The sequence below is a fragment of the Streptomyces sp. 8N616 genome (assembly GCF_052246385.1).
In the GTDB taxonomy this organism is placed as follows: domain Bacteria; phylum Actinomycetota; class Actinomycetes; order Streptomycetales; family Streptomycetaceae; genus Streptomyces.
The window spans coordinates 77,737-96,696 of the sequence record NZ_JBQQBY010000012.1; the positions used below are offsets into that span (position 1 = coordinate 77,737).

An 18,960-nucleotide genomic window follows, 5' to 3' on the forward strand; every position below is an offset into this window, starting at 1 on the left:
CGAGCCGATGTCGACCGAGCAGAGCGAGCACACCCACCCGAACCGACGGCGCCGTCGCCGACTGCTGGCCGGGCTCGTAGCGGCCGGCCTGTTCATCGCCGCCCTTGCCGGCTGGCTCGTGATGAGCGGGCTCGAGGCCAGAACCGACTTGACGGTCGCGCGTGCCGCGGTCGGCCGGTTCCGGGCCGATCTGGTCTCCGGCAACCTCGAGCGGGCCAACCGCGAACTGGCCATCGCCCAGCGCCGGGCGGCTTCCGCCCGGCGCAACACCTCAGGGCCTGTCTGGGCCATCGCGACACGGCTGCCGTTCGTCGACCGCCCCACCCGTACGGCGCGGGAGCTGGCCTCGGCCGCGGACAGGTTCGCCTACGACGTGTTGCCTGCCCTCACCGAGGCTGCCCGAGGACTGCACCGCGCGGCTTCTCCCGGGCGCGGCGCCACGGTCGGCCTCACCGACGTGCGCGCCGCGTCCGGCCGGCTTGCGGACGCGGCTCACCATGTGAAGGCCATCCGGGAAGGGCTCAGTGCCGCCCCGGCCCACACCGGTATAGCCGGGCTCAACCGGGCTCGTACGGAGCTGGCACAGCACATCAGCCGGCTCGACGAGCCCCTGGCCACCGCGGCCGACGTCTCCCGGCTGCTGCCGCGGATGCTGGGGGCGGAGCGTCCCCGCCGCTACTTCGTCGCCCTTCAGACCAACGCCGAAGCACGAGGCACCGGCGGTCTCGTCGGAGCCTTCGCCATCCTCACCGCCGACAACGGCCGCCTGCGATTCGAGGACTTCGCTTCCAACGACGCCCTGCCCCGCGTCCGTGAGCCCGTCGCCGGCCTCGGGCGCGAATTCGACCTCCGCTACTCGGACGCCACGAGCACGCAGCTCCTGGCCAACTCCAACCTGTCCCCCCACTACCCCTACGCCGCGCGCATCTGGACCGAGCTCTGGCATCACCACACCGGCCGGCAAGCCGACGGTGCCATTGCCACCGATCCCGTCGGGCTCGCCACCCTGCTCACCGCCACCGGCCCCGTCTCCCTCCCGGACGGGCGGCAGCTGACGGCCGCGAACGCCCTTGACCTGACCGAACGACAGCTCTACAGCGACTATCCCGACAAGGTCACCCGCAAGAAGGCCCTCACACGGGTCGCGAAATCCGTGGGCGAAGCACTGCTCCACCGACGGCTGAACACCAGCGCCACAGTGCGCGCACTGACGACCATGGCCTCCGACGGCCGCTTGCGCGTCTGGAGCCGCCATGTGCCGGAGCAACGGCAGCTCGCCACCACCCCCCTCGGGGGTGTGCTCCCGGACACCGCCGCTCCCTTCGCGCACTTGGTCGTGAACAACGCTGCCGCCAGCAAACTCGACTACTACCTTGGGCGCTCGCTGGACTACCGGCTCGGCCGCTGCCAGGGCGCCACCCGCCACACCAGCGTACGCATCCGCCTCACCAACACCGCGCCGGCCAGGGGACTGCCGGACTACGTCGTCTACCGAGGCGACGCCCCGCACCGCACCCACATCCGCGGCTCGAATCTCGCCTGGGCCTCTCTGTACGCCACCCGTGGCGCTCAGTTGATCAAGGCATCCATCGACGGCCGGACCCTGCTGATGTCCGTCCACCAGGAAAGGAACCACCCCGTCTTCTCGGCCACCGTTGAGATTCGCCCCGGCCGAACACGCACCCTCGACCTGCAACTCCGCGAACCGGCTTCCGGAGCACCCCCGCTCACGCCCACGCAACCCCTGGCACATCCCCAGAGCACCACGGTGTCCACGGCACCTTGCCGGATCAACCGCGCGTCGCCAGAGGGCCGGTGAGCCGAGCAGGAGTCGTACCCGCTTCTCAGTCGGGCAGCACCTCGGGCCCGGAGGCGAAAGCGGGGCGCCGCAGGGCCTGGGCGAGTGACGTACGCCAGTGAGGGAGCGGAGTGAATCCGGCCGCAGCCCACCGGTCATGCCCCAGCACACTGAACGCGGGCCGGGCGGCGGGCCGTACGAAAGCGGCCGAGGTGGTCGGGCGGATCCGCTCGGGGTCGAGGCCGGTGAGCTCGAAGACCGCGCGGGCGAGAGCGAACCAGGTCGTCCAGCCCGAAGCGGTGCCGTGGTACACACCGGCCGGGGCGCTCCCCGCCAGTGCGGCATACCCCAGCTGGACGAGTCGCTGAGCCAGCACATACGACCATGTGGGCTGGCCGTGCTGGTCGTCGACCACGTCGAGCCTCTCCCGTCGGCGGGCCAGGTCCAGCACCGTGCCGACGAAGCCGCCGCCGTGCTCGCCGTACAGCCATGCGGTGCGGACGGTGTACCCGAGTTCCGGGAGCAGCTCGGCAATCGCCCGCTCGCCGGCCAACTTGCTCCGCCCGTACGCGTTCAGCGGCGAGGTCGGGGCGTCCTCCGGGTAAGGCACGGCAGCCTGCCCGCAGAAGACATAATCGGTGGACACATGCAACAACCGCGCACCGGCTCGCGCGCACGCGCCGGCCAGGTGCCACACCCCCGTACCGTTGACGGCGGTGGCCGTCGCCTCGGCCGCTTCCGCGCCATCCACGTCGGTCCACGCGGCGGCGTTGGCGACCATGTGGTGCCCGGCCACGGCCGCAGCCACCGCGTCTGCGTCGGTGATGTCCAACTCGGCTCTGCGCAGCGCGGTCACCCGGGCCCTCGGGTCCGCGGAAAGCACCGCGACCAGGTCACGTCCGAGCATGCCGCCCGCACCGGTGACCAGCCACCGCACCCGTTCCGGCGAGCGCGCGCCGGAGTCCCGCGAGGTCATCACGCCGGCACCGCCTTCGCTTTGAGCGGCTCCCACCAGTGCCGGTTGTTCCTGTACCAGGCCACGGTGTCGGCCAAGCCCTGCGCGAAGCCCACCTGCGGGGTGTACCCCAGTTCTTCGGCGATCTTGGTGATGTCCAGCGAGTACCGCAGGTCGTGGCCTTTGCGGTCGGGCACCCGGTCCACCATCTCCCACCCCGTGCCGGTCGCCTCCAGCAGCAGCCCGGTCAGCTCCGCGTTGGTGAGCTCGGTGCCACCGCCGATGTGGTAAACCTCGCCGGCCCGGCCGCCGCGCAGGACGAGCTCGATGCCCCGGCAGTGGTCCGAGACATGCAACCAGTCGCGGGCGTTGCGCCCGTCACCGTAGAGCGGCACGCGCTTACCCTCCAGCAGATGCGTGGTGAACAGCGGGATGACCTTCTCCGGGAACTGGTACGGCCCGTAATTGTTGGAGCAGCGGGTGACGACCACGTCCATGCCATGGGTCCGGTGGTAGGCGAGGGCGAGCAGGTCAGAGCCCGCTTTGGAGGCGGCGTACGGCGAGTTCGGCGCCAGTGGGCTGTCCTCGGTCCACGAGCCAGTGGCGATCGAGCCGTACACCTCGTCCGTCGACACGTGCAGGAAGCGGCCGATGCGGTGCCTCATGGCGGCATTCAGCAGGACTTGGGTCCCCACCACATTGGTCACCACGAAAGGGCGGGCCCCCTTGATGGACCGGTCGACATGCGACTCGGCTGCGAAATGCACCACGGCGTCGTGGCCGGCTATCACGTCGTCAATCGTGTTCGCGTCGCAGATGTCGCCTCGGACGAATGTGTATCCGGGGTGCGCTGCAATCGGGGCCAGGTTGGCAGCGACACCGCAATAAGTCAGCTTATCGAAAACCGTGATGTGGGGATGTTCCGTGGCATCGGGAGCCGAGAGCAGGGACCTGACAAACGCTGAGCCGATGAACCCGGCCCCGCCGGTCACAAACAGACGCATACCTGTTAACGGTAAGCGAGAAGGATCCACCGTGGAGCAAAAAACAGGGAATCCGCAGTGGCTGGACGGAGGTTGATGCATCCTCATGTCTTGTGGTCGGGCCGGCTGGGGTGGTCCGCATCCTGAGGAATTCCAGAGCATGCGGAGGGCTGGTGGGAAAATATGCGCGGGATACTCCTTGCCGGTGGGACGGGATCCAGGCTGTGGCCCGTGACCCGAGCGATGTCCAAGCAGCTCATGCCCGTCTTCGACAAACCGATGGTCTACTACCCGCTCGCCACGCTGATGCTCGCCGGAATCCGCGAGATTCTCGTGATCACCACGTCCGAGGACCAGCGTCAGTTCCAACGGCTGCTCGGGGACGGCTCACATCTCGGTCTGCAACTGAAATACGCCGCGCAGGAGCGGCCCGAAGGTATCGCTCAGGCATTCGTGGTCGGCGCGGACTTCATCGGCGACGAATCGGTGGCCCTCATCCTGGGCGACAACATTTTCCACGGGACATCCCTGGGGACGCGCCTCCGCACGTGCACCGATCCGGACGGGGGGCATGTCTTCGCCTATCCCGTCGCCGATCCCGCCGCCTATGGCGTGGTGGAGTTCGACGAGAACGGACTGGCGGTGCGTATCGAGGAGAAGCCGACCGCGCCCAGATCCCGGTACGCCGTCCCAGGGCTGTACTTCTACGACAACCGGGTCGTCGAGGTCGCCAGCCGCCTGGTTCCCAGCAAGCGCGGCGAACTGGAGATCACCGCGGTCAACGAGATGTATCTGCGATGGGGGCAACTCCACGTGACCAGACTGGACCGCGGTACCGCCTGGCTCGACACAGGCACCTTCGCCTCCCTCGTACAGGCATCGGAGTATGTCCGGGTGATCGAGGAGCGTCAGGGCTTCAAGATCGGCTGTGTTGAGGAGGTGGCCTGGCGGGTCGGCTTCATCGGGGACGACCAGCTGCGCGAACTGAGCCGGCCGCTGATGAAGAGCGGCTACGGCCTGTACCTGCTCGACCTGCTCGAAGACTCTCAAGGAGCCGTGCGATGAGGCTGCGTCAGCTCAGTATCGATGGCGCATGGGAAGTCACACCACGCCAGCACGACGACGCCCGAGGCACGTTCCTGGAGTGGTACCGCTTCGACCGGATCGCAGGGGAGGTCGGCCACCCGCTGCGCCTTGCTCAGGCGAACCTGTCGGTCTCCAAACGGGGTGTGGTACGGGGCATTCACTTCGCCGATGTGCCGCCGGGCCAGGCGAAATACGTGACATGCGTGCGAGGAGCGGTCCTGGACGTGGTTGTCGACCTGCGGGTCGGGTCTCCCACATATGGGGTCTGGGAGAGCGTCCGCCTCGACGACCACGCCCGCAGGGCCCTGTATGTCTCCGAAGGGCTGGGCCACGGATTTTGCGCACTGACCGAGGGTGCGATGGTGTGCTACCTCTGCTCCGACACCTACAACCCCCGCAGCGAGCGTCGCGTGCACCCGCACGATCCCCAACTGGCCATCGACTGGCGCCTCGAGACAACGGAGCTTTCACCCGCAGACGAGGCCGCACCGTCACTCATCGAGGCCCGTGCGTCCGGAATCCTCCCCGACTTCGCCGCCTGCCGAGCCTTCACCGGTGGCCGGCGAGCCGGGACTGACGATCGGCTCTGAGGGCAGTCCCGTACCTGCTCGTGCGAGGCAGGCCGACGGCCCGGCCGGCGCACGGCCGGAATCGCGGAGGAGCCTCGGCGCCGAGGCCCCTCCACTGAGCGGATCCAGCGGATCAGGTATACACGTACGCTACGGCGTTACTGGTGCCGCTGGGCGTGGTGACCTGGACCTGAACAGTGCCGGTGCCCGCCGGTGCGGTGGCCGCGATCACGCCGTCCCCCACCACCACGAAGCCGTCGGCCGGTGTGGTGCCGAAGTCCACGGCGGTGGCGCCGGTGAACCCGGAGCCGTCGATGAAGACCAGATTGCTGCCGGCCGCCGGACCGGTATCCGGAATCAGGCTGTTGATGCTCGGCGGAGGGGCCGGAGCGTAGACGAAGGGCAGCGTGTTGCTGGTGCCCAGGGGTGTGTCCACGGTGACAGGGACAGTCCCGGTCCCCGCGGGCGCGATGGCAGCAATCGCGCTGTCCGACACCACGGTGAATTCGGTCGCCGGGGTGGTGCCGAAGTTCACGCTCGTGGCGCCGCTGAGCCCGGAGCCGTTGAGCACGACGAGGGTGCCGCCCGCGGCCGGCCCGGTCTCCGGAACCAGGCTGGTGAGCGTGGGTGTCGCAGGCGTGTAGGTGTACGCCTGGGTGTTGCTGGTGCCGTGCGGAGTGGTGACGCTGACCTGGACCGTACCGGTCCCGGGGGGAGTGATCGCGGTGATGGAGCTGTCGGAGAGCACGCTGAAGCTGGTCGCCGGGACGCCTCCGAACGTCACGCTCGTGGCACCCGTGAACCCGGAGCCGGTGAGCGAGACCGGGTTGCCCCCGCCGGCTGGGCCCGAAGTCGGGCTGAGGGCCGTGAGAACCGGTGGCGCCGGCGCGGCCGGGACATAGGTGTACGACACGGATTTACTCGCTCCGGCCGGGGTGATGACGGTGATGCCCACCGTGCCGGTGCCGGGCGGGGCCACAGCGGTGATGGTGTTGTCTCCCGTCCCCGTGAAGCTGGTGGCGTTGGCCGTGCCGAACTTGACCGCTGTCGCGCCGGTGAAGCCGGAACCGGTGACGGTAACGGTGTTTCCACCGGCAGCCGGCCCCGAGGTGGGCGATACCGAGGTGATCACCGGCACCGGCACCGGCGCCGGGGTGTAGGTGTATCGGACGGAGTTGCTGGTTCCGGCGCGTGTGGACACCGTCACCCCGACGGTGCCGGTACCGGGCGGAGCCACAGCGGTGATCACGTTGTCCGTCCACACGGTGAAACTCGCGGCGTTGGTCGCCCCGAACGTGACCGCGGTAGCCCCCGTGAAGCCGAAACCGAGGAGGGTGACCGCGTTGCCACCCGCGGCCGGGCCCACGCTCGGGTCTATGAGAATGATGGTCGGCATCGTTTCGCCTTTCGTTGTTGATCGCGTGCATGCCACACCCAGCTCGGGGGACGCCGGTTGCCCCGGCCCGGATTCCGGACATGAGATGCCCTATGTGGAGGAGTGCGCAGAAACAGGGGGGCGCGCCATGCCGATAGGCCTTGCCACTGCGTGGGCCCGCGGCGCCGCCCTGACACACCGCCACTTCCCAGAGAACCGAATATGAGATAGACACCAAAAGGGCGCAATCAGGGCGCAAAAGAGCAAAAGCGCCAAGTATGAATATGTAAATTAGCGCCAGGATTACTCACTTTGCGCTGAAGTGCGCCGCTGGGGCGGGGCCGTCGCCGCCAGGACCGCTTAGGCGGACCGGCCCGATATGACCGGCCCTGGGACCAAATGCCGTTGGCGAATCCCACGAACCCGCATCCGCTCCTGAACACGGCCGCACCCCTCGCCGTATGAAACGGAGCTTCTCCGAACCGGGAGGCCCCCCATCTTCCGGAACGACGTAGAGGGGTTCCATGAAACTCAAATCGCACAAACGCTCCACTGTGGCAGGCAGGGCGATCGCCGCGGCGGCCGCCCTCCTGCTGGGAGGCGGTGGGTTGATAGCCATCAACGTCTCCGCCTCCGCCGGTCAGGGGGGCGACTCCTCCCAGGAACAGCCGGCCGAGGTACAGAATGCCTCCACCATCGACTGTCCGGAGGTGCGAGATCAGGTAACCGAAGTACCGCAAGATGCGCAGTCGGAGGTGGACAACAAGCTCGCGGAGCTCGACACGCAGGTCGGCGATGCGTACGAGAAGATGGTCCAGAACCGGGATGCCGCGGAAAGCGATCCGAACTTCGTGCAGAACTCGGTTCTCGATCCGCTCGCGGAACAGCGCAGGACCACCATCGACGACATCTCCTCGTCCATTGGCAACGACGCCCCCCAGGGCCTCGACCAGATGGCCGAGTGCCAGCTCAAGGAGGGCGGCGCCGTCGCGGACGACGGCCAGAACCAGGCCGGTGACGACCAGGCCCAGGACGGCGGCCAGGACCAGGGCGGCGAGGACCAGGCCGGACAGGACGGAGGCCAGGACCAGGCCGGACAGGACCAGGGCGGCGAAGTGCAGGCCGGCGGACCCTCCCCCGAGGACTTCGTAGACATCACCCAGGTCGAGCCGAACGTCCAGGAGCCGCAGGAGCAGCAGGGCGCCTCGACCGGCACCTTCACCACCGACTGCGGCGTCGAGAGCGCCCCGCGCAACTCGGACAACGTCATCGTCGCGCCTGGCGTGAGCAATGGTGCCCAGCACATGCACGACTACGTGGGCAACCAGGAAACCGGCGCCTTCGTGAGTGACGACGACCTCGTCAACGGTGATACCAGCTGCCAGAACCAGGGAGACCAGTCCACCTACTTCTGGCCGGTGCTGCGTGTGCAGGACGGCCAGGACGAGCAGGACGCGAATGCTCCCGGCGGTGGTCAGGACGGCAATATCGGCACGATCCAGACGCCGTCGGAGGTGACCCTTGAATTCAAGGGCAACCCGGCCGGCGACGTCGTGGCGATGCCGCGGCTCCTGCGCATCATCACCGGTGACGCCAAGGCATTCACCAACGGTGACGCCAACGCCAATGCCTCGTGGAGCTGCACCGGATTCGAGGACCAGGTGCAGCTGAAGGACAAGTACCCGCTCTGCCCGGAGGGCGAGCAGGTGGTGCGCACGTCCAAGTTCCAGAGCTGCTGGGACGGTCAGAACATCGACAGCGCCAACCACCGTACGCACGTCGACTTCGCCAATGAGGACGGCTCCTGCGACAACGGCTTCCAGGCGATCCCGCAGCTCGTGCAGCGGCTCGTCTACGACGTCCAGCCGGAGCCCAACTTCGCGGTCGACTCCTTCCCGGACCAGTTGCACAAGCCGATCACCGACCACGGTGACTTCATCAACGTCTTCTCCGAAGAACTGATGCAGGAGGCTGTGGACTGCATCAACGAGGGACGGCAGTGCCAGTAGAGCCGTCCGGCAGACCCTGACCGGATAGCGGTTCTCGGGCTCCCCCAGCGGAAGCTGGGGGAGCCCGGTCGTTACCCCTGATGCCCGCTGTGCTCCTTGTGCGAAGGACCTCCGCCAGAGGAGTGACCGTGATCAGGCGCGGTCTCGACCTCCCCGCCGAGCCGGCCGCGCAGCGATCCGATCACCTTCGGGTCGCCCACCGCGACCCACTTGCGGCCCACCAGATACGAGCCGCCGTAGGCCTGCGCACTGCTCAGCCAGTTCTGCTGGCCGATGTTCGTCTTGAACGTCGCCAGCACGTACTTCCCGCCCCGCGTCTTGCAGATGCCCTGCCGGATCTCCGTCGCGTCGATCTGCATATCGGGCTTGCACTTGGCCTTCTCGGCCAGCTGCTCCACGGTCCCCGTCGCCGTCTTCGGCACCTTCTCGCCGTCGTCCTCCCCGCCGCACCCGGCCGCGAGCAGCAGCACGGCGGACAGGACGGCGGCACGGCTCGGAATACGCCTCAGTGCTCGCATCGATGACCTCCTGACGGGACTCAACTCAAGGGATGACGGCACACGCCGCCACTTCCCCCTACGGGAACCGCGGACGGATCACTCAGTTCTCCCTCCGGGCGCCCCTGTCGCGCGCCCCATTGCTCCCCCTTGGCCCCCTCATTAACGTGCACCCCGCACACACATGACGCCGCACCACCGCATCGTCACGCACAGTGGGGAGCGCACGTGACCGATCCGCTCAGCCGCCGGATGGCCAGACGGACTCTACTCGGGACCGCGGGAGCGCTCGGCGCCGCCGCGGCCCTCGGCAGCGGCCCGCCCGCGGCCGCCGCAGAACCGAAGACCCTCATCACCGCCCCGGCGCTGGCCGCGCTGGGGCGTCTGCTGCCCCGCCACGCCGACCAGTTCCGGCTGAAGATGCTCGCCGGGGGGAACGAACGGCGCGAGCGCTTCCGCGTCTCCGGCTCCACCGGCCGTATCGAGGTGTCGGGCACCAGCCCCGCGGTGCTGCTCACCGGCGTCCACTGGTACCTCAAGTACGTCTGCGGGGCGCTCATCTCCTGGGCGGGCACGCAAGCGAACCTCCCGCGCCGGCTGCCCGCGCCCGCCCGCCCCCTCGAGCGGTCCGCGACCGTGCAGAGCCGCTTCGCGTTCAACGACACACACGACGGCTACACGGGCCCGTACGCCGACTGGCCGCGCTGGGAGCGGCTCATCGACGTCATGGCGCTGCACGGCTTCAACCAGATCCTCGTCACCCCGGGCCAGGAAGCCGTCTACCACCGCCTCCTCCGGGACTTCGGCTACTCGGACGAGGAGGCGCGGGCCTGGCTCCCCGCCCCCTCCCACCAGCCGTGGTGGCTACTGCAGAACATGAGCGCGTACGGCGGCCCGGTCAGCCCCGAACTCCTCGCCAGGCGGACCGACTTGGGCCGCAGGATCACCGGCCGGATGCGCGAGCTCGGCATGGCGCCGGTGCTCCCCGGCTACTTCGGCACCGTCCCCGACGGCTTCGCGGAGCGCAACCCCGGGGCCCGTACCGTCCCGCAGGGCACCTGGGCGGGCCTGAAGCGCCCGGACTGGCTCGACCCGCGGACCGAGGCCTTCCGCGACGTGGCCGCCGCCTTCTACCGCCACCAGGAAGAACTCTTCGGCCCCGCATCCCATTTCAAGATGGACCTGCTGCACGAGGGCGGCAGCGCGGGGGACGTGCCCGTGCCGGACGCGGCGCGCGCCGTCGAGCGGGCCCTGCAGACCGCCCGGCCCGGCGCCACCTGGGTCATCCTCGGCTGGCAGGACAACCCGCGCCGCGACCTCCTCGACGCCGTCGACAAGGACCGGATGCTGGTCGTGGACGGGCTCTCCGACCTGGAGACGGTGACCGACCGCGAGGACGACTGGGGCGGCACGCCGTACGCCTTCGGCACCATCCCCAACTTCGGCGGGCGCACGACGATCGGCGCCAAGACCCATATGTGGGCGGAGCGTTTCACCGCCTGGCGCGACAAGCCGGGCAGCAGGCTCACCGGCGTCGCCTACATGCCCGAGGCCGTCGAGCGCGACCCGGCGGCCCTGGAGCTCTTCAGCGAGCTGGCCTGGCGGAGCGAGCCGGTCGAGCGCGCCGCCTGGTTCGACGGCTATGCGGACCTGCGGTACGGCGGACGCGACGGGCACGCGCGCGATGCCTTCGCCGCCCTGCGCGACACCGCGTACGAGATCAGCAGCCGGGACGGCCGCCCGCACGACTCCATCTTCGCCTCCCGCCCCAGCCTCGCCGCCGCCTCCGGCACGCACTACGCCACCCACACCCCCGCCTTCGACCCGGCCGGGTTCGACGCCGCCTTCGCCGCGCTGCTCGGCGTACGGGAGGGGCTGCGCGGCTCGGACGCGTACCGCTACGACCTCGCCGACGCCGCGCGCCAGGCCCTCGCGAACCGCTCCTGGCAGCTGCTGCCCCAGCTGCGGATCGCCTACGAGCGCAAGCACCTGGGCACCTTCCGCGCCCTGGCCCGGCTGTGGCTGAAGCTGATGGCGCTGAGCGAGGACGTGACCGGGGCGCACCGCCTCTTCCTGCTCGGGCCGTGGCTGGAGGACGCCAGGCGGATGGCCACGGGTGAGACCGAGTCGGCGCGGCTGGAGCGGACGGCGCGGGTGCTCGTGACCACCTGGGCGGACCGGGCCACGGCGGACGGCGGGCGGCTCGCCAATTACGCCAACCGCGACTGGAACGGCCTCATCGGCGACTTCCACCTCCCCCAGTGGCGGGCCTTCCTCGAGGAGCTGGAGGACGCCCTCGCCGAGAACCGCGCGCCGAAGTCCTTCGACTGGTACGCGGTCGAGGAACCGTGGACGCGCGAGCGCAAGGGCTATCCGCTGCGGCCGGTGAGCGACGCGTACCGCACGGCGCGGCGGGTGCGCGACGTGCTGGCCACGGCCCCGTACCAGGGCCGGGTTACGGTCACCGCCGAGCCGTCCACGCTGCCGCCGGGCGGCGCCGCGCAGGTCGCCGCCGCCTTCCGCAACGTCAACGGCCTGTCCGCAACCGGCCGCATCGACTTCACCCTGTCCGGCGTCGACGCCGAGCCCGAGGGCTCCCCGTCGCTGCCGCGCGTGGAGCCGGGCGGCAGCGGCACGGTCCGCTGGCGCGCGACCGCCCCCGACGAGCCCCTGGACCGGCCGCTGAAACCGCTGCCGTACGACCTGAGCACGGAGTACGGCCCGGAGGGCGAGGACCGGGTGCGGGTCGTCCACCCCGGCGCGCTGTGGGTGGCGGGCCCGCTGGCGGACGGCTGGAGGACCGTCACGAACAACGAGGCCGTCTTCGGGCAGCTCGACGACCGCATCGGCATCGACGGGGCGGGCGCGGATCTGTGGCGCGCGACGGCGGAGTTCGGCGCCGTCTACCGCGAGGGCGCGCTGGCGGGCGGCACGGCCGTGACCGTACGGGTCGACGCGCAGGCCGTCACGGGACCCTGGGCGCGCTCCGGGCTCATCGCCCGCAACAGCCTCGCGACGGCCGGCTCCCCCGGCTTCCTCAACCTGTCGGTGACCCCGGCCAACGGGGTGGTCCTGTCGTACGACACGAACGGCGACGGAACGCTGGACGCCTACCAGCGCGTCACGGGCGTACGGGCCCCGGTTCTGCTCCGGCTCTCGCGCGACGCGGACTCGGGCGCGTACACCGGGGAGTTCTCGGCGGACGGCGGCGCCGGCTGGCGCACGGTGGGGACGGTTTCCGTGCCGGGCGCGGCCGGCCGGCAGGACGTGGGGTTGTTCATGTCGGCGGCGAACGGCGGGAACGGCGCGCGCGGGACGGTCGAGTTCAGCGGCTGGGAACTGACGGAGCCGGAGGAGGCCAAGGGCTCTGCGGGCTCCCCGGACTCCGCTCCCGCCGGATGAGCACGGGCCATCCGGTCGCGGCCCTGGTGGCAGGCGCGCTGGACACGGTCATCGGCTTGACGGTCGTGGGCGTCAAGCTGGTGGCGCAGCACTGAGCCGTCCGCGTCAGGTCGTTGCACGGTGCGTTGGCCGGCGCAGTCGTCGGTGGCCGTCGTCGGTGACTTTCTCGGTGATGCCTTGGCGATCGAGGTGTTCCAGCAGGGGGACGACGACGCGTCGTGGTGCGGCCAGGGCGGTTCGTGCGTGGCTTACGCGGAAGGGTGCGGGCAGCCGCTGGAGTACGGCGATGGCCTGCTCTATCGCGTCCGGGATGAGGTAGACGTCCGGTGCCAGTCGCACGAGCACACCGTGCCGGGTCAGCGCGCGGAGTTCGGCGGCGCTGACCCCGAGCTCGCGCCACCGGTGGGCGGTCGGCGCTCGCGGGCCCGCTGCGGCGAGTTCCCGGTGGGCGATCTCGGCGACTCTGTGCAATGCGGCCGGCAAGGGGGCTTCGGCCAGGCCGACGCGGCCGTGGTCTTCCCTGAGCTGGGGCGACATGATGAGGTCGATGACGCGGGTGCCGGGGAGTCCCAGTGCGTCCCGTATCTGTTCCCTGGTGAGTTCCGGTGCCGTGGCGGACTGCTGTTCGTGGTGGGTCCGCACCAGGATCAGCAGGCGTTCGGCGAGCTGCCGCCGGCGTTCGGGGTCGATCAGCCATTCCTGCTCCGGCCAGCCGGCGGGCAAGGGGATGCCGAGACGGCGCACGTCGGCGCTGCGGACCAAGCCGCGGCGGGTGAGCTCGTCGGCGAGCAGCGGTCTTCGGTCGCGGATTCCAGTGCCGCCCTGCGCCGCCCCGCGGCGCCACGACCGGCCATGTGCGGGGGCATCGGGTCCAGCACGGTTGCGCCCAGCACCGCACGAGTGGCGGGGTCGCGCACCGCGAGCCGGTCTCCCACATGGAGCGGCAGCGGTGCGGACAGCCGGAGCCGGCCGAGGTCGTCGGCGAGCCGGCGCAGCCGGGCGGGGCGACGGGCCGTGCCGAGGTGGCACATGACCTCGGCCGGCAGCGCCGGTGGATTCGCGCTCGCGCCGACGGCGTGCAGCCGGACTTCGACCAGCGTGCCGGCGACCCATGCGTCCGGAGTGAGCAGGGCGCTGCCGCGGGGCACCGCGTCGAGCGGAACGCGCCGGAGGTTGACCGCGAGGCGGGTGGGCCCGGAGGCCTCCGTCACGGATCGTTCGCACACCTGAAGTCCCCGGACGGTCGCGATCGGGCCCTCCGTACCGGATGGGCAGAGCTCGACCCGATCCCCGACGCGCAGCGTTCCGCCGAGCAGCGTGCCGGTCACCACGGTGCCCGCGCCGGAGACGGTGAAGGCCCGGTCCACCCACAGCCGTACCGGTCCCGGACCGGGCGGGCACGCCGGAGAGAGCCGGTCGAGCGCGGAGCGCAGCGCATCGAGACCCTGGCCGGTGTGCGCGCTCGTCGCCACCGGAGCCGGAGCCGGGAGGCCGCGCATGAGCAGCTCACGACGGGCGACGGCCGCCGTGGGTCCGGGATCGGCCAGGTCGCAGCGGGTGATCACGAGAATCAGCTGCGGCACGGCGAAGGCGGCCAGGGCGTCGGTGTGTTCGGCGGTCTGTGCGGCCCAGCCCTGGTCCGCGGCCACCGCCAGCAGCGCGGCACGGACGGGGCCGAGTCCGGCCAGCATGGTGTGCAGGTACCGCTCGTGTCCCGGCACGTCGACGAAGGCAGCCCGCCGCCCGCTCGGCAGGTCGCACCACGCGAACCCGAGATCCAGGGTGAGCCCACGGCGTCGCTCCTCGGCGAGCCGGTCCGGGTCACGGCCGGTGAGTGCGCGGACCAGGGCTGTCTTGCCGTGGTCGACATGCCCGGCCGTGGCTACGACGATCACGACGCGGTGCGCATGGCGTCGACGACCTGGTCGTCCTGGTGCAGATCGATCGTGCGCAGGTCGAGCAGGCAACGACCGTCCATCACCCGGCCCACGACCGGCGGCGTGCCGGCACGCAGCGCTGCGCCGTACCGCTCGGGCAGGCTGAGCGCCACGCTGGGAAGCACCACGTCCGGCGCGCCGCCGCCACCCACCATGGCCGTCGAGGCCACGATGCGCGCGTCCACACCGGACAGCTGAGCCGCCATCCGCTGGGCGCGCGCCCGCAGTCCGGCCGGCTCGGCGTGCAGCGCCTGCACGACCGGTGGGCGCGGGCCGCGCACGGTCGCCTCCAGCGCGGCCAGCGTCAGCTTGTCGGTCCGCAGCGCGCGAGCCAGTGGATGCCGGGCCAACTGCCGGACCATGCCGGCCTCGCCGAAGATCAGGCCGGCCTGCGGACCACCCAGCAGTTTGTCCCCACTCGCGGTCACCAGCGCCGCGCCGGCCCGCAATGCGCTCTGCACGTCGGGTTCCTCGGGCAGTACGGAGTCCCGCCGCAGCAGTCCGGATCCGACGTCGACCACAACCGGAACGTCGAGTGCGGACAGAGCGGCGACGCCGACCGACTGCACGAAACCGGTCACCACGAAATTGGACGGATGCACCTTCAGCACGAACGCGGTGTCCCGACCGACCGCCGAGAGGTAGTCGTCCAGGGTGGTTCGGTTCGTCGTACCGACCTCGCGCAGCCGGGCGCCCGTGCTCTCCATCAGCTCGGGCAGCCGGAAGCCATCGCCGATCGCGACCAGTTCGCCTCTGCTGATCACGATCTCCCGCCCCCCGGCGAGGGTGACGGCGGCAAGCGCCAGCGCGGCGGCATTGTTGTTCACCACGTGCACGTCACCCGCCTCGGGCACGGCCGCCATCAGCGCCTCGCGCACGCCGCGGCCACGGCGTGCCCGGCTGCCGGAGGCAAGGTCGAACTCGACGTCGGTGTACCCGGCGGCCGCGACGACGGCGTCGACGGCCGCGGCCGACAGCGGGGCACGGCCGAGGTTGGTATGCACGACGACCCCGGTCGCGTTGATCACCGCCTGCAGGCTGCTCGCGGTCTGCGGCAAGGTCCGCCCGACCTCGGCGAGCACCTCGCCGGGGGCGATCTCGCCCCGCCTGGCCCGCTCTTGCGCGGCGTGGACGACGCCCTTGACCGCGGTTCGCCCCAAGTGGGTGAGGGCAGAGTGCAGTTCCGGTGCGGCGAGCAGTGCGTCGGTGCGGGGAACACGGCGCCTTGGATCAGTCATCGCATGAGCCCGTCGTGGAAGTCTGGCGGAGGCGGACGGGAATCGAACCCGCCTGGCCGGGAGCCCCGGCCACGTCGGTTTTGAAGACCGCGGGCGCCACCAGGCGCCATACGCCTCCACGTTGAGGGCTTCCCTGGGCGGGAAGCACGTGTGATCGGCTGGAGTCATGGAGTCGATCTGCGGTACCGAGGTCCGCCTCACCCAGTACGCGCGCGGCGGCGGCTGTGCGTGCATGGCACGCGGCCACGGGCGAGGTCTTTCCGCAGGCGATAGCGGCGATCACGGAGCTCAACGACCGCGCGAGCGCGGCCGCCGTTTCGGCAGAGGTGCGATGTGCCACTGATGTCACGGGTTTCGGTCTGCTGGGTCATCTCTACAAGCTGGTCCGGGCGAGTGGGGTCTCGGCGGTGCTGTACGCCGATGCGGTGGGCTATCTGGACGGTGCGAGGGAAGCGGCGAAGGACGGCTTTGTCAGGGGTGGCACCCGGCGCAACCTCGCCTGGGTGGAGCCCCACGTCGACTTCGGGGCCGTCGGTGAGATCGAACGGCTGCTGCTGGCCGACGCACAGACGTCAGGGGGGCTGTTGGTCGCCGGTGAGGTGCCGGGTGCGCCGGTGATCGGCGAGTTGGTGCCAGCGGGGCGGGCGTCGATCACCGTCCGCTGAGCCACCGCCCGCTGAGCCACCGCCCGCTGACTCACCGCCCGCTGAGTCACCGGAATTCGCGACCAGCGGCAGCCCGACCTGGAGGACGACCGCCACCATCAGACCTCCGGCGACGACGGTCATCGCCCACACGGGCGATGGCAGCGGGCCGGTCCCGTCGGCGTCGGTGAGCCGGCCGGCGAGCCCGCCCAGTCCGCCGAGGCTGATCGCCAGTGCGCGCAGCACGGTGTGCGGGCCGAACCGGTCGTGGCTGTCCAGACAGCCGCAGCGCGGACGCCCGCCGCGCCTCAGTTGCACGCCGGCGTACCCGGCGAAGATCCCGCCCAGCACGACCATGCCGAGCATCGGCAGCCACGTCGGCGGGAACACCAGTCCCCCGCGGGTCGATGGCGGCAGTACGAGCGTCATCGCCCCCAGGCCCAGCGCGAGCTCGGCGACCGGCAGCGCCCACGCCAGCCAGGTGACGTTGGCGGCCATGACCCGCCCGTGCTCGCCCAGCACCAGCGCGAACGCCGGGCGGTGGCGCAGTTTCCACCACCCGGCGTTCAGCAGGACGAACCCGCTGCCGGTGGCGCCGACGGCGCCGAGCAGCGTCCAGTTCATCTTCCATCGTCTCCTTACGGTTGAACCAGCAGCGGCAGCACGAGCACCGCCTGGCCCGCGGTGAAGGCCAGCACGAGCGTGACCTTCAGCCACTTCTCCCAGGTGCTCCAAGCCAGGTCCCACTCACCGCCGGCGCCGTAGTACAGCGAGCCGATGGCCATCGCCGCCCGGCCGAGACCGAACGCCGCACCGGCCGCAAGCGCCGTGAGGGGCCCGGCGAACCCCGCTACCAGCACCAGAGCCGCGTAGGGCAGTCCGGACGGCACGTAGGTGCGCATGCCGGTGCCCATCTCGATCCCGAACTGCAGCGGACCGAAGAACCGGCCGTGCCGGAACACGGTCTCCGGGACCAGCCGGCCGTTCTGTGGGAGCGGGAACCGCGGCCACCCGAACTCCCGGGCGGCCAGCACCACCAGCACCACCAGGGTGGCCCCGGCCACGGCGGTCACCGGCAGCACCGCGCGCAGCACGGAACCGACGAGCATCACACCAAGGCCACTGATCACTCCGCCCAGCACCAGGCCGAGCGCGAAAGCATAAGGGGGAAGACCTCGCCAGACCGACGAGCCCAGCACGGAGGCTGAGTTGCGGCTTCAAGTGGAGCCGCTGGTCGCGAACCCCGCCGCGGCGCCGGTCACCAGCCAGGGCCACAGCAAGTGCGTCCCCGCGCCGGGCAGCGGCAGCGCGGTGGCCACGCCCCCGACCGCGGCGGCAGTGATCAGTGCTGCTGCGGTCGCGGGATGCCAGGTCAGACGGCAAGCCGGCCTCATGACACCAGAGCCCGGCAGATGCTGAACACGGTGTTGGTCTCACCGCCGGCAGTCACCGTCATCTCCCCGTCGGAGCACCGGTACGCCTTGCCGTCCGGAGTCGTCCACTTCCACGCGTTCTTCTGCTCACTCTCGCCGCACATCGTGGAGACCGGCGCGTACTTGGTGACCTTGTCACCCTCCGTCACCTCGTCGGCGCGGTACCAGCCGTTGGCGTCGCAGTAATCGCTGGAGACCGGCCCGCCGAAGCACGCCCCGGGGGCGTCCTTGAACTGACCGCCCTCGTCCGCCTGCTCGTCATAGCCGCTGGGGTAGGCGTCCTTGCAGTCGTTGCGGTCCCAGCCCGTCAGCCCACCCGGACTCTCCTCGGCGAAGGCCCGCCCGCTGTTGCCCCATGTGAGCGAGAGAGCCCCCACGGTGAGCGCCGATGCGGCCATGCCGCGCAGCACACTTCTGCGCGAGGCGGGCTTCTTCAGCCCGCGGAGCGCCGTGGTGGGCTGCAGGTCACCGTCATCATTCCGGTTGACCAAGGGTATTTCAGCCAGGTGTGACGTCATCACGACGACCTTTCCATCGGTGGGGCGGAGGGGGTGACCGCGAGTGCACCGGCGATGTCGCGCTCGCTGCTCGGGAGGTGCAGCGAGCCGATGGTGCCGTCGGTGCCGACGGTCAGGAGTACGGGCGGACTCAGGTGGGCCAGCGACGACCACGCGTCGCGGTCCTGGACGAGCTCCAGCGCGTCGGGCAGCGACGACCACCGCTCCGGCGGCTCGTAGGTGAGCAGCACCGGCCGGAAGTCCGGTGTCGCCATCTCCGCAAGGACGGCGGCGGCGTGCCGGCACAGGGGGCAGCCGGCGTCGGCGACCAGCACCGTTCGCTCCCGGCCCGGTTCCGCGATGCGTTCCACGAACGACGGGGGCAGCACCAGCTCCGCGGGGGGCGCCGCGGTGGCGGCCCGCTCGTCCAGCCGCCGCCGCAGCATCCGCACTTCTCGCAGCACCGCGGCGAGAGCGAGATAGAGAATGACGATCGCGATCCAACTGAGGATCACCAAAGCGAGGGTGGCAGACATG

General features: G+C 70.6%; 17 protein-coding genes, 1 tRNA gene and 1 pseudogene. 6 read left to right on the top strand and 13 right to left on the bottom strand.

Translation table 11 applies throughout. The annotated features are described in order from the left end of the window. Positions 1-7: 7 nt before the first annotated feature. A complete protein-coding gene (locus ACTWQC_RS13245) occupies positions 8-1,819 on the top strand; it encodes a DUF4012 domain-containing protein (protein ID WP_443315838.1) in 1,812 nt (603 codons plus the stop codon). A 25-nt stretch (positions 1,820-1,844) separates the two neighbouring features. Here the strand turns inward: ACTWQC_RS13245 and rfbD are convergent, their stop codons facing one another. Together rfbD and rfbB are read right to left on the bottom strand one after the other, a co-directional pair. After that, complete coding sequence (rfbD, locus tag ACTWQC_RS13250) at positions 1,845-2,774, bottom strand: dTDP-4-dehydrorhamnose reductase (RefSeq protein WP_443315839.1); 930 nt, start codon at positions 2,772-2,774, stop codon at positions 1,845-1,847. After that, entirely contained in the window at positions 2,774-3,757 is a 984-nt protein-coding gene (rfbB, locus tag ACTWQC_RS13255) for a dTDP-glucose 4,6-dehydratase (RefSeq protein ID WP_443315840.1), read from the bottom strand. Before rfbB ends, rfbD begins: the two co-directional genes overlap by 1 nt. A 162-nt stretch (positions 3,758-3,919) precedes the next feature. On the opposite strand from rfbB, the gene rfbA reads away from it, so the two are divergent. Both rfbA and rfbC read left to right on the top strand, forming a co-directional pair. Next, the gene (gene rfbA / locus ACTWQC_RS13260) at positions 3,920-4,801 is read left to right on the top strand and encodes a glucose-1-phosphate thymidylyltransferase RfbA (RefSeq protein WP_443315841.1); all 882 of its coding nucleotides are present in this window, start codon (positions 3,920-3,922) and stop codon (positions 4,799-4,801) included. Next, positions 4,798-5,412, top strand: a complete 615-nt coding sequence (rfbC, locus tag ACTWQC_RS13265; RefSeq protein ID WP_443315842.1) for a dTDP-4-dehydrorhamnose 3,5-epimerase — start codon at positions 4,798-4,800, stop codon at positions 5,410-5,412. Before rfbA ends, rfbC begins: the two co-directional genes overlap by 4 nt. A gap of 112 nt (positions 5,413-5,524) precedes the next feature. Here the strand turns inward: rfbC and ACTWQC_RS13270 are convergent, their stop codons facing one another. Beyond that, complete coding sequence (locus ACTWQC_RS13270) at positions 5,525-6,787, bottom strand: IPT/TIG domain-containing protein (protein ID WP_443315843.1); 1,263 nt, start codon at positions 6,785-6,787, stop codon at positions 5,525-5,527. A gap of 503 nt (positions 6,788-7,290) precedes the next feature. Between ACTWQC_RS13270 and ACTWQC_RS13275 the strand changes: the two genes are divergently transcribed. After that, positions 7,291-8,775, top strand: a complete 1,485-nt coding sequence (locus tag ACTWQC_RS13275) for a DUF1996 domain-containing protein (protein ID WP_443315844.1) — start codon at positions 7,291-7,293, stop codon at positions 8,773-8,775. Positions 8,776-8,846: 71 nt separating this feature from the next. Here ACTWQC_RS13275 and ACTWQC_RS13280 read toward each other — a convergent pair whose 3' ends face one another. Then, positions 8,847-9,293 carry a hypothetical protein gene (locus tag ACTWQC_RS13280; protein WP_443315845.1) on the bottom strand — a complete coding sequence of 149 codons (447 nt, stop codon included), beginning with the start codon at positions 9,291-9,293 and terminating at the stop codon, positions 8,847-8,849. Between the two features lie 231 nt (positions 9,294-9,524). Here ACTWQC_RS13280 and ACTWQC_RS13285 point away from each other — a divergent pair, with 231 nt between their 5' ends. Further along, positions 9,525-12,674, top strand: a complete 3,150-nt coding sequence (locus ACTWQC_RS13285; RefSeq protein ID WP_443315925.1) for an alpha-N-acetylglucosaminidase — start codon at positions 9,525-9,527, stop codon at positions 12,672-12,674. 105 nt (positions 12,675-12,779) lie between these two features. Here the strand turns inward: ACTWQC_RS13285 and ACTWQC_RS13290 are convergent, their stop codons facing one another. The 4 genes from ACTWQC_RS13290 to ACTWQC_RS13305 all read right to left on the bottom strand — a co-directional run bounded on the left by ACTWQC_RS13290 (position 12,780) and on the right by ACTWQC_RS13305 (position 15,967). Beyond that, positions 12,780-13,397: a SelB domain-containing protein gene (locus ACTWQC_RS13290; protein ID WP_443315846.1), complete on the bottom strand. Its 618-nt coding sequence runs from the start codon at positions 13,395-13,397 to the stop codon at positions 12,780-12,782. After that, positions 13,364-14,569: a selenocysteine-specific translation elongation factor gene (gene selB, locus ACTWQC_RS13295; protein ID WP_443315847.1), complete on the bottom strand. Its 1,206-nt coding sequence runs from the start codon at positions 14,567-14,569 to the stop codon at positions 13,364-13,366. Before selB ends, ACTWQC_RS13290 begins: the two co-directional genes overlap by 34 nt. Further along, positions 14,566-15,849 carry an L-seryl-tRNA(Sec) selenium transferase gene (gene selA, locus ACTWQC_RS13300; RefSeq protein ID WP_443315848.1) on the bottom strand — a complete coding sequence of 428 codons (1,284 nt, stop codon included), beginning with the start codon at positions 15,847-15,849 and terminating at the stop codon, positions 14,566-14,568. Before selA ends, selB begins: the two co-directional genes overlap by 4 nt. A gap of 23 nt (positions 15,850-15,872) precedes the next feature. Then, positions 15,873-15,967: transfer RNA gene (locus ACTWQC_RS13305), tRNA-Sec, on the bottom strand. Positions 15,968-16,085: 118 nt separating this feature from the next. Here ACTWQC_RS13305 and ACTWQC_RS13310 point away from each other — a divergent pair. After that, positions 16,086-16,514, top strand: a pseudogene (locus ACTWQC_RS13310) (AIR synthase-related protein); the annotation flags it as partial. On the opposite strand, the gene ACTWQC_RS13315 reads toward ACTWQC_RS13310, so the two are convergent. The 5 genes from ACTWQC_RS13315 to ACTWQC_RS13335 all read right to left on the bottom strand — a co-directional run bounded on the left by ACTWQC_RS13315 (position 16,422) and on the right by ACTWQC_RS13335 (position 18,959). Continuing rightward, positions 16,422-17,117 carry a MauE/DoxX family redox-associated membrane protein gene (locus tag ACTWQC_RS13315; protein WP_443315849.1) on the bottom strand — a complete coding sequence of 232 codons (696 nt, stop codon included), beginning with the start codon at positions 17,115-17,117 and terminating at the stop codon, positions 16,422-16,424. The pseudogene ACTWQC_RS13310 and the gene ACTWQC_RS13315 overlap by 93 nt on opposite strands. A gap of 14 nt (positions 17,118-17,131) precedes the next feature. After that, complete coding sequence (locus ACTWQC_RS13320; protein WP_443315850.1) at positions 17,132-17,602, bottom strand: hypothetical protein; 471 nt, start codon at positions 17,600-17,602, stop codon at positions 17,132-17,134. Between the two features lie 108 nt (positions 17,603-17,710). After that, positions 17,711-17,887: a hypothetical protein gene (locus tag ACTWQC_RS13325; RefSeq protein ID WP_443315851.1), complete on the bottom strand. Its 177-nt coding sequence runs from the start codon at positions 17,885-17,887 to the stop codon at positions 17,711-17,713. Next, positions 17,884-18,444 (bottom strand): hypothetical protein, encoded by a 561-nt coding sequence (locus tag ACTWQC_RS13330; RefSeq protein WP_443315852.1) that lies wholly within the window; start codon positions 18,442-18,444, stop codon positions 17,884-17,886. Before ACTWQC_RS13330 ends, ACTWQC_RS13325 begins: the two co-directional genes overlap by 4 nt. Beyond that, a complete protein-coding gene (locus ACTWQC_RS13335; protein ID WP_443315853.1) occupies positions 18,444-18,959 on the bottom strand; it encodes a hypothetical protein in 516 nt (171 codons plus the stop codon). Before ACTWQC_RS13335 ends, ACTWQC_RS13330 begins: the two co-directional genes overlap by 1 nt. Position 18,960: the final 1 nt, after the last annotated feature.

Bases quoted from the DNA above. Each gene is read 5' to 3' on its own strand.
- ACTWQC_RS13245 (WP_443315838.1), top strand. From the start codon at position 8: ATGTCGACCGAGCAGAGCGAGCACACCCACCCGAACCGACGGCGCCGT.
- rfbD (WP_443315839.1), bottom strand. From the start codon at position 2,774: ATGACCTCGCGGGACTCCGGCGCGCGCTCGCCGGAACGGGTGCGGTGG.
- rfbB (WP_443315840.1), bottom strand. From the start codon at position 3,757: ATGCGTCTGTTTGTGACCGGCGGGGCCGGGTTCATCGGCTCAGCGTTT.
- rfbA (WP_443315841.1), top strand. From the start codon at position 3,920: ATGCGCGGGATACTCCTTGCCGGTGGGACGGGATCCAGGCTGTGGCCC.
- rfbC (WP_443315842.1), top strand. From the start codon at position 4,798: ATGAGGCTGCGTCAGCTCAGTATCGATGGCGCATGGGAAGTCACACCA.
- ACTWQC_RS13270 (WP_443315843.1), bottom strand. From the start codon at position 6,787: ATGCCGACCATCATTCTCATAGACCCGAGCGTGGGCCCGGCCGCGGGT.
- ACTWQC_RS13275 (WP_443315844.1), top strand. From the start codon at position 7,291: ATGAAACTCAAATCGCACAAACGCTCCACTGTGGCAGGCAGGGCGATC.
- ACTWQC_RS13280 (WP_443315845.1), bottom strand. From the start codon at position 9,293: ATGCGAGCACTGAGGCGTATTCCGAGCCGTGCCGCCGTCCTGTCCGCC.
- ACTWQC_RS13285 (WP_443315925.1), top strand. From the start codon at position 9,525: ATGGCCAGACGGACTCTACTCGGGACCGCGGGAGCGCTCGGCGCCGCC.
- selA (WP_443315848.1), bottom strand. From the start codon at position 15,849: ATGACTGATCCAAGGCGCCGTGTTCCCCGCACCGACGCACTGCTCGCC.
- ACTWQC_RS13315 (WP_443315849.1), bottom strand. From the start codon at position 17,117: ATGAACTGGACGCTGCTCGGCGCCGTCGGCGCCACCGGCAGCGGGTTC.
- ACTWQC_RS13320 (WP_443315850.1), bottom strand. From the start codon at position 17,602: ATGCTCGTCGGTTCCGTGCTGCGCGCGGTGCTGCCGGTGACCGCCGTG.
- ACTWQC_RS13325 (WP_443315851.1), bottom strand. From the start codon at position 17,887: ATGAGGCCGGCTTGCCGTCTGACCTGGCATCCCGCGACCGCAGCAGCA.
- ACTWQC_RS13330 (WP_443315852.1), bottom strand. From the start codon at position 18,444: ATGACGTCACACCTGGCTGAAATACCCTTGGTCAACCGGAATGATGAC.
- ACTWQC_RS13335 (WP_443315853.1), bottom strand. From the start codon at position 18,959: ATGTCTGCCACCCTCGCTTTGGTGATCCTCAGTTGGATCGCGATCGTC.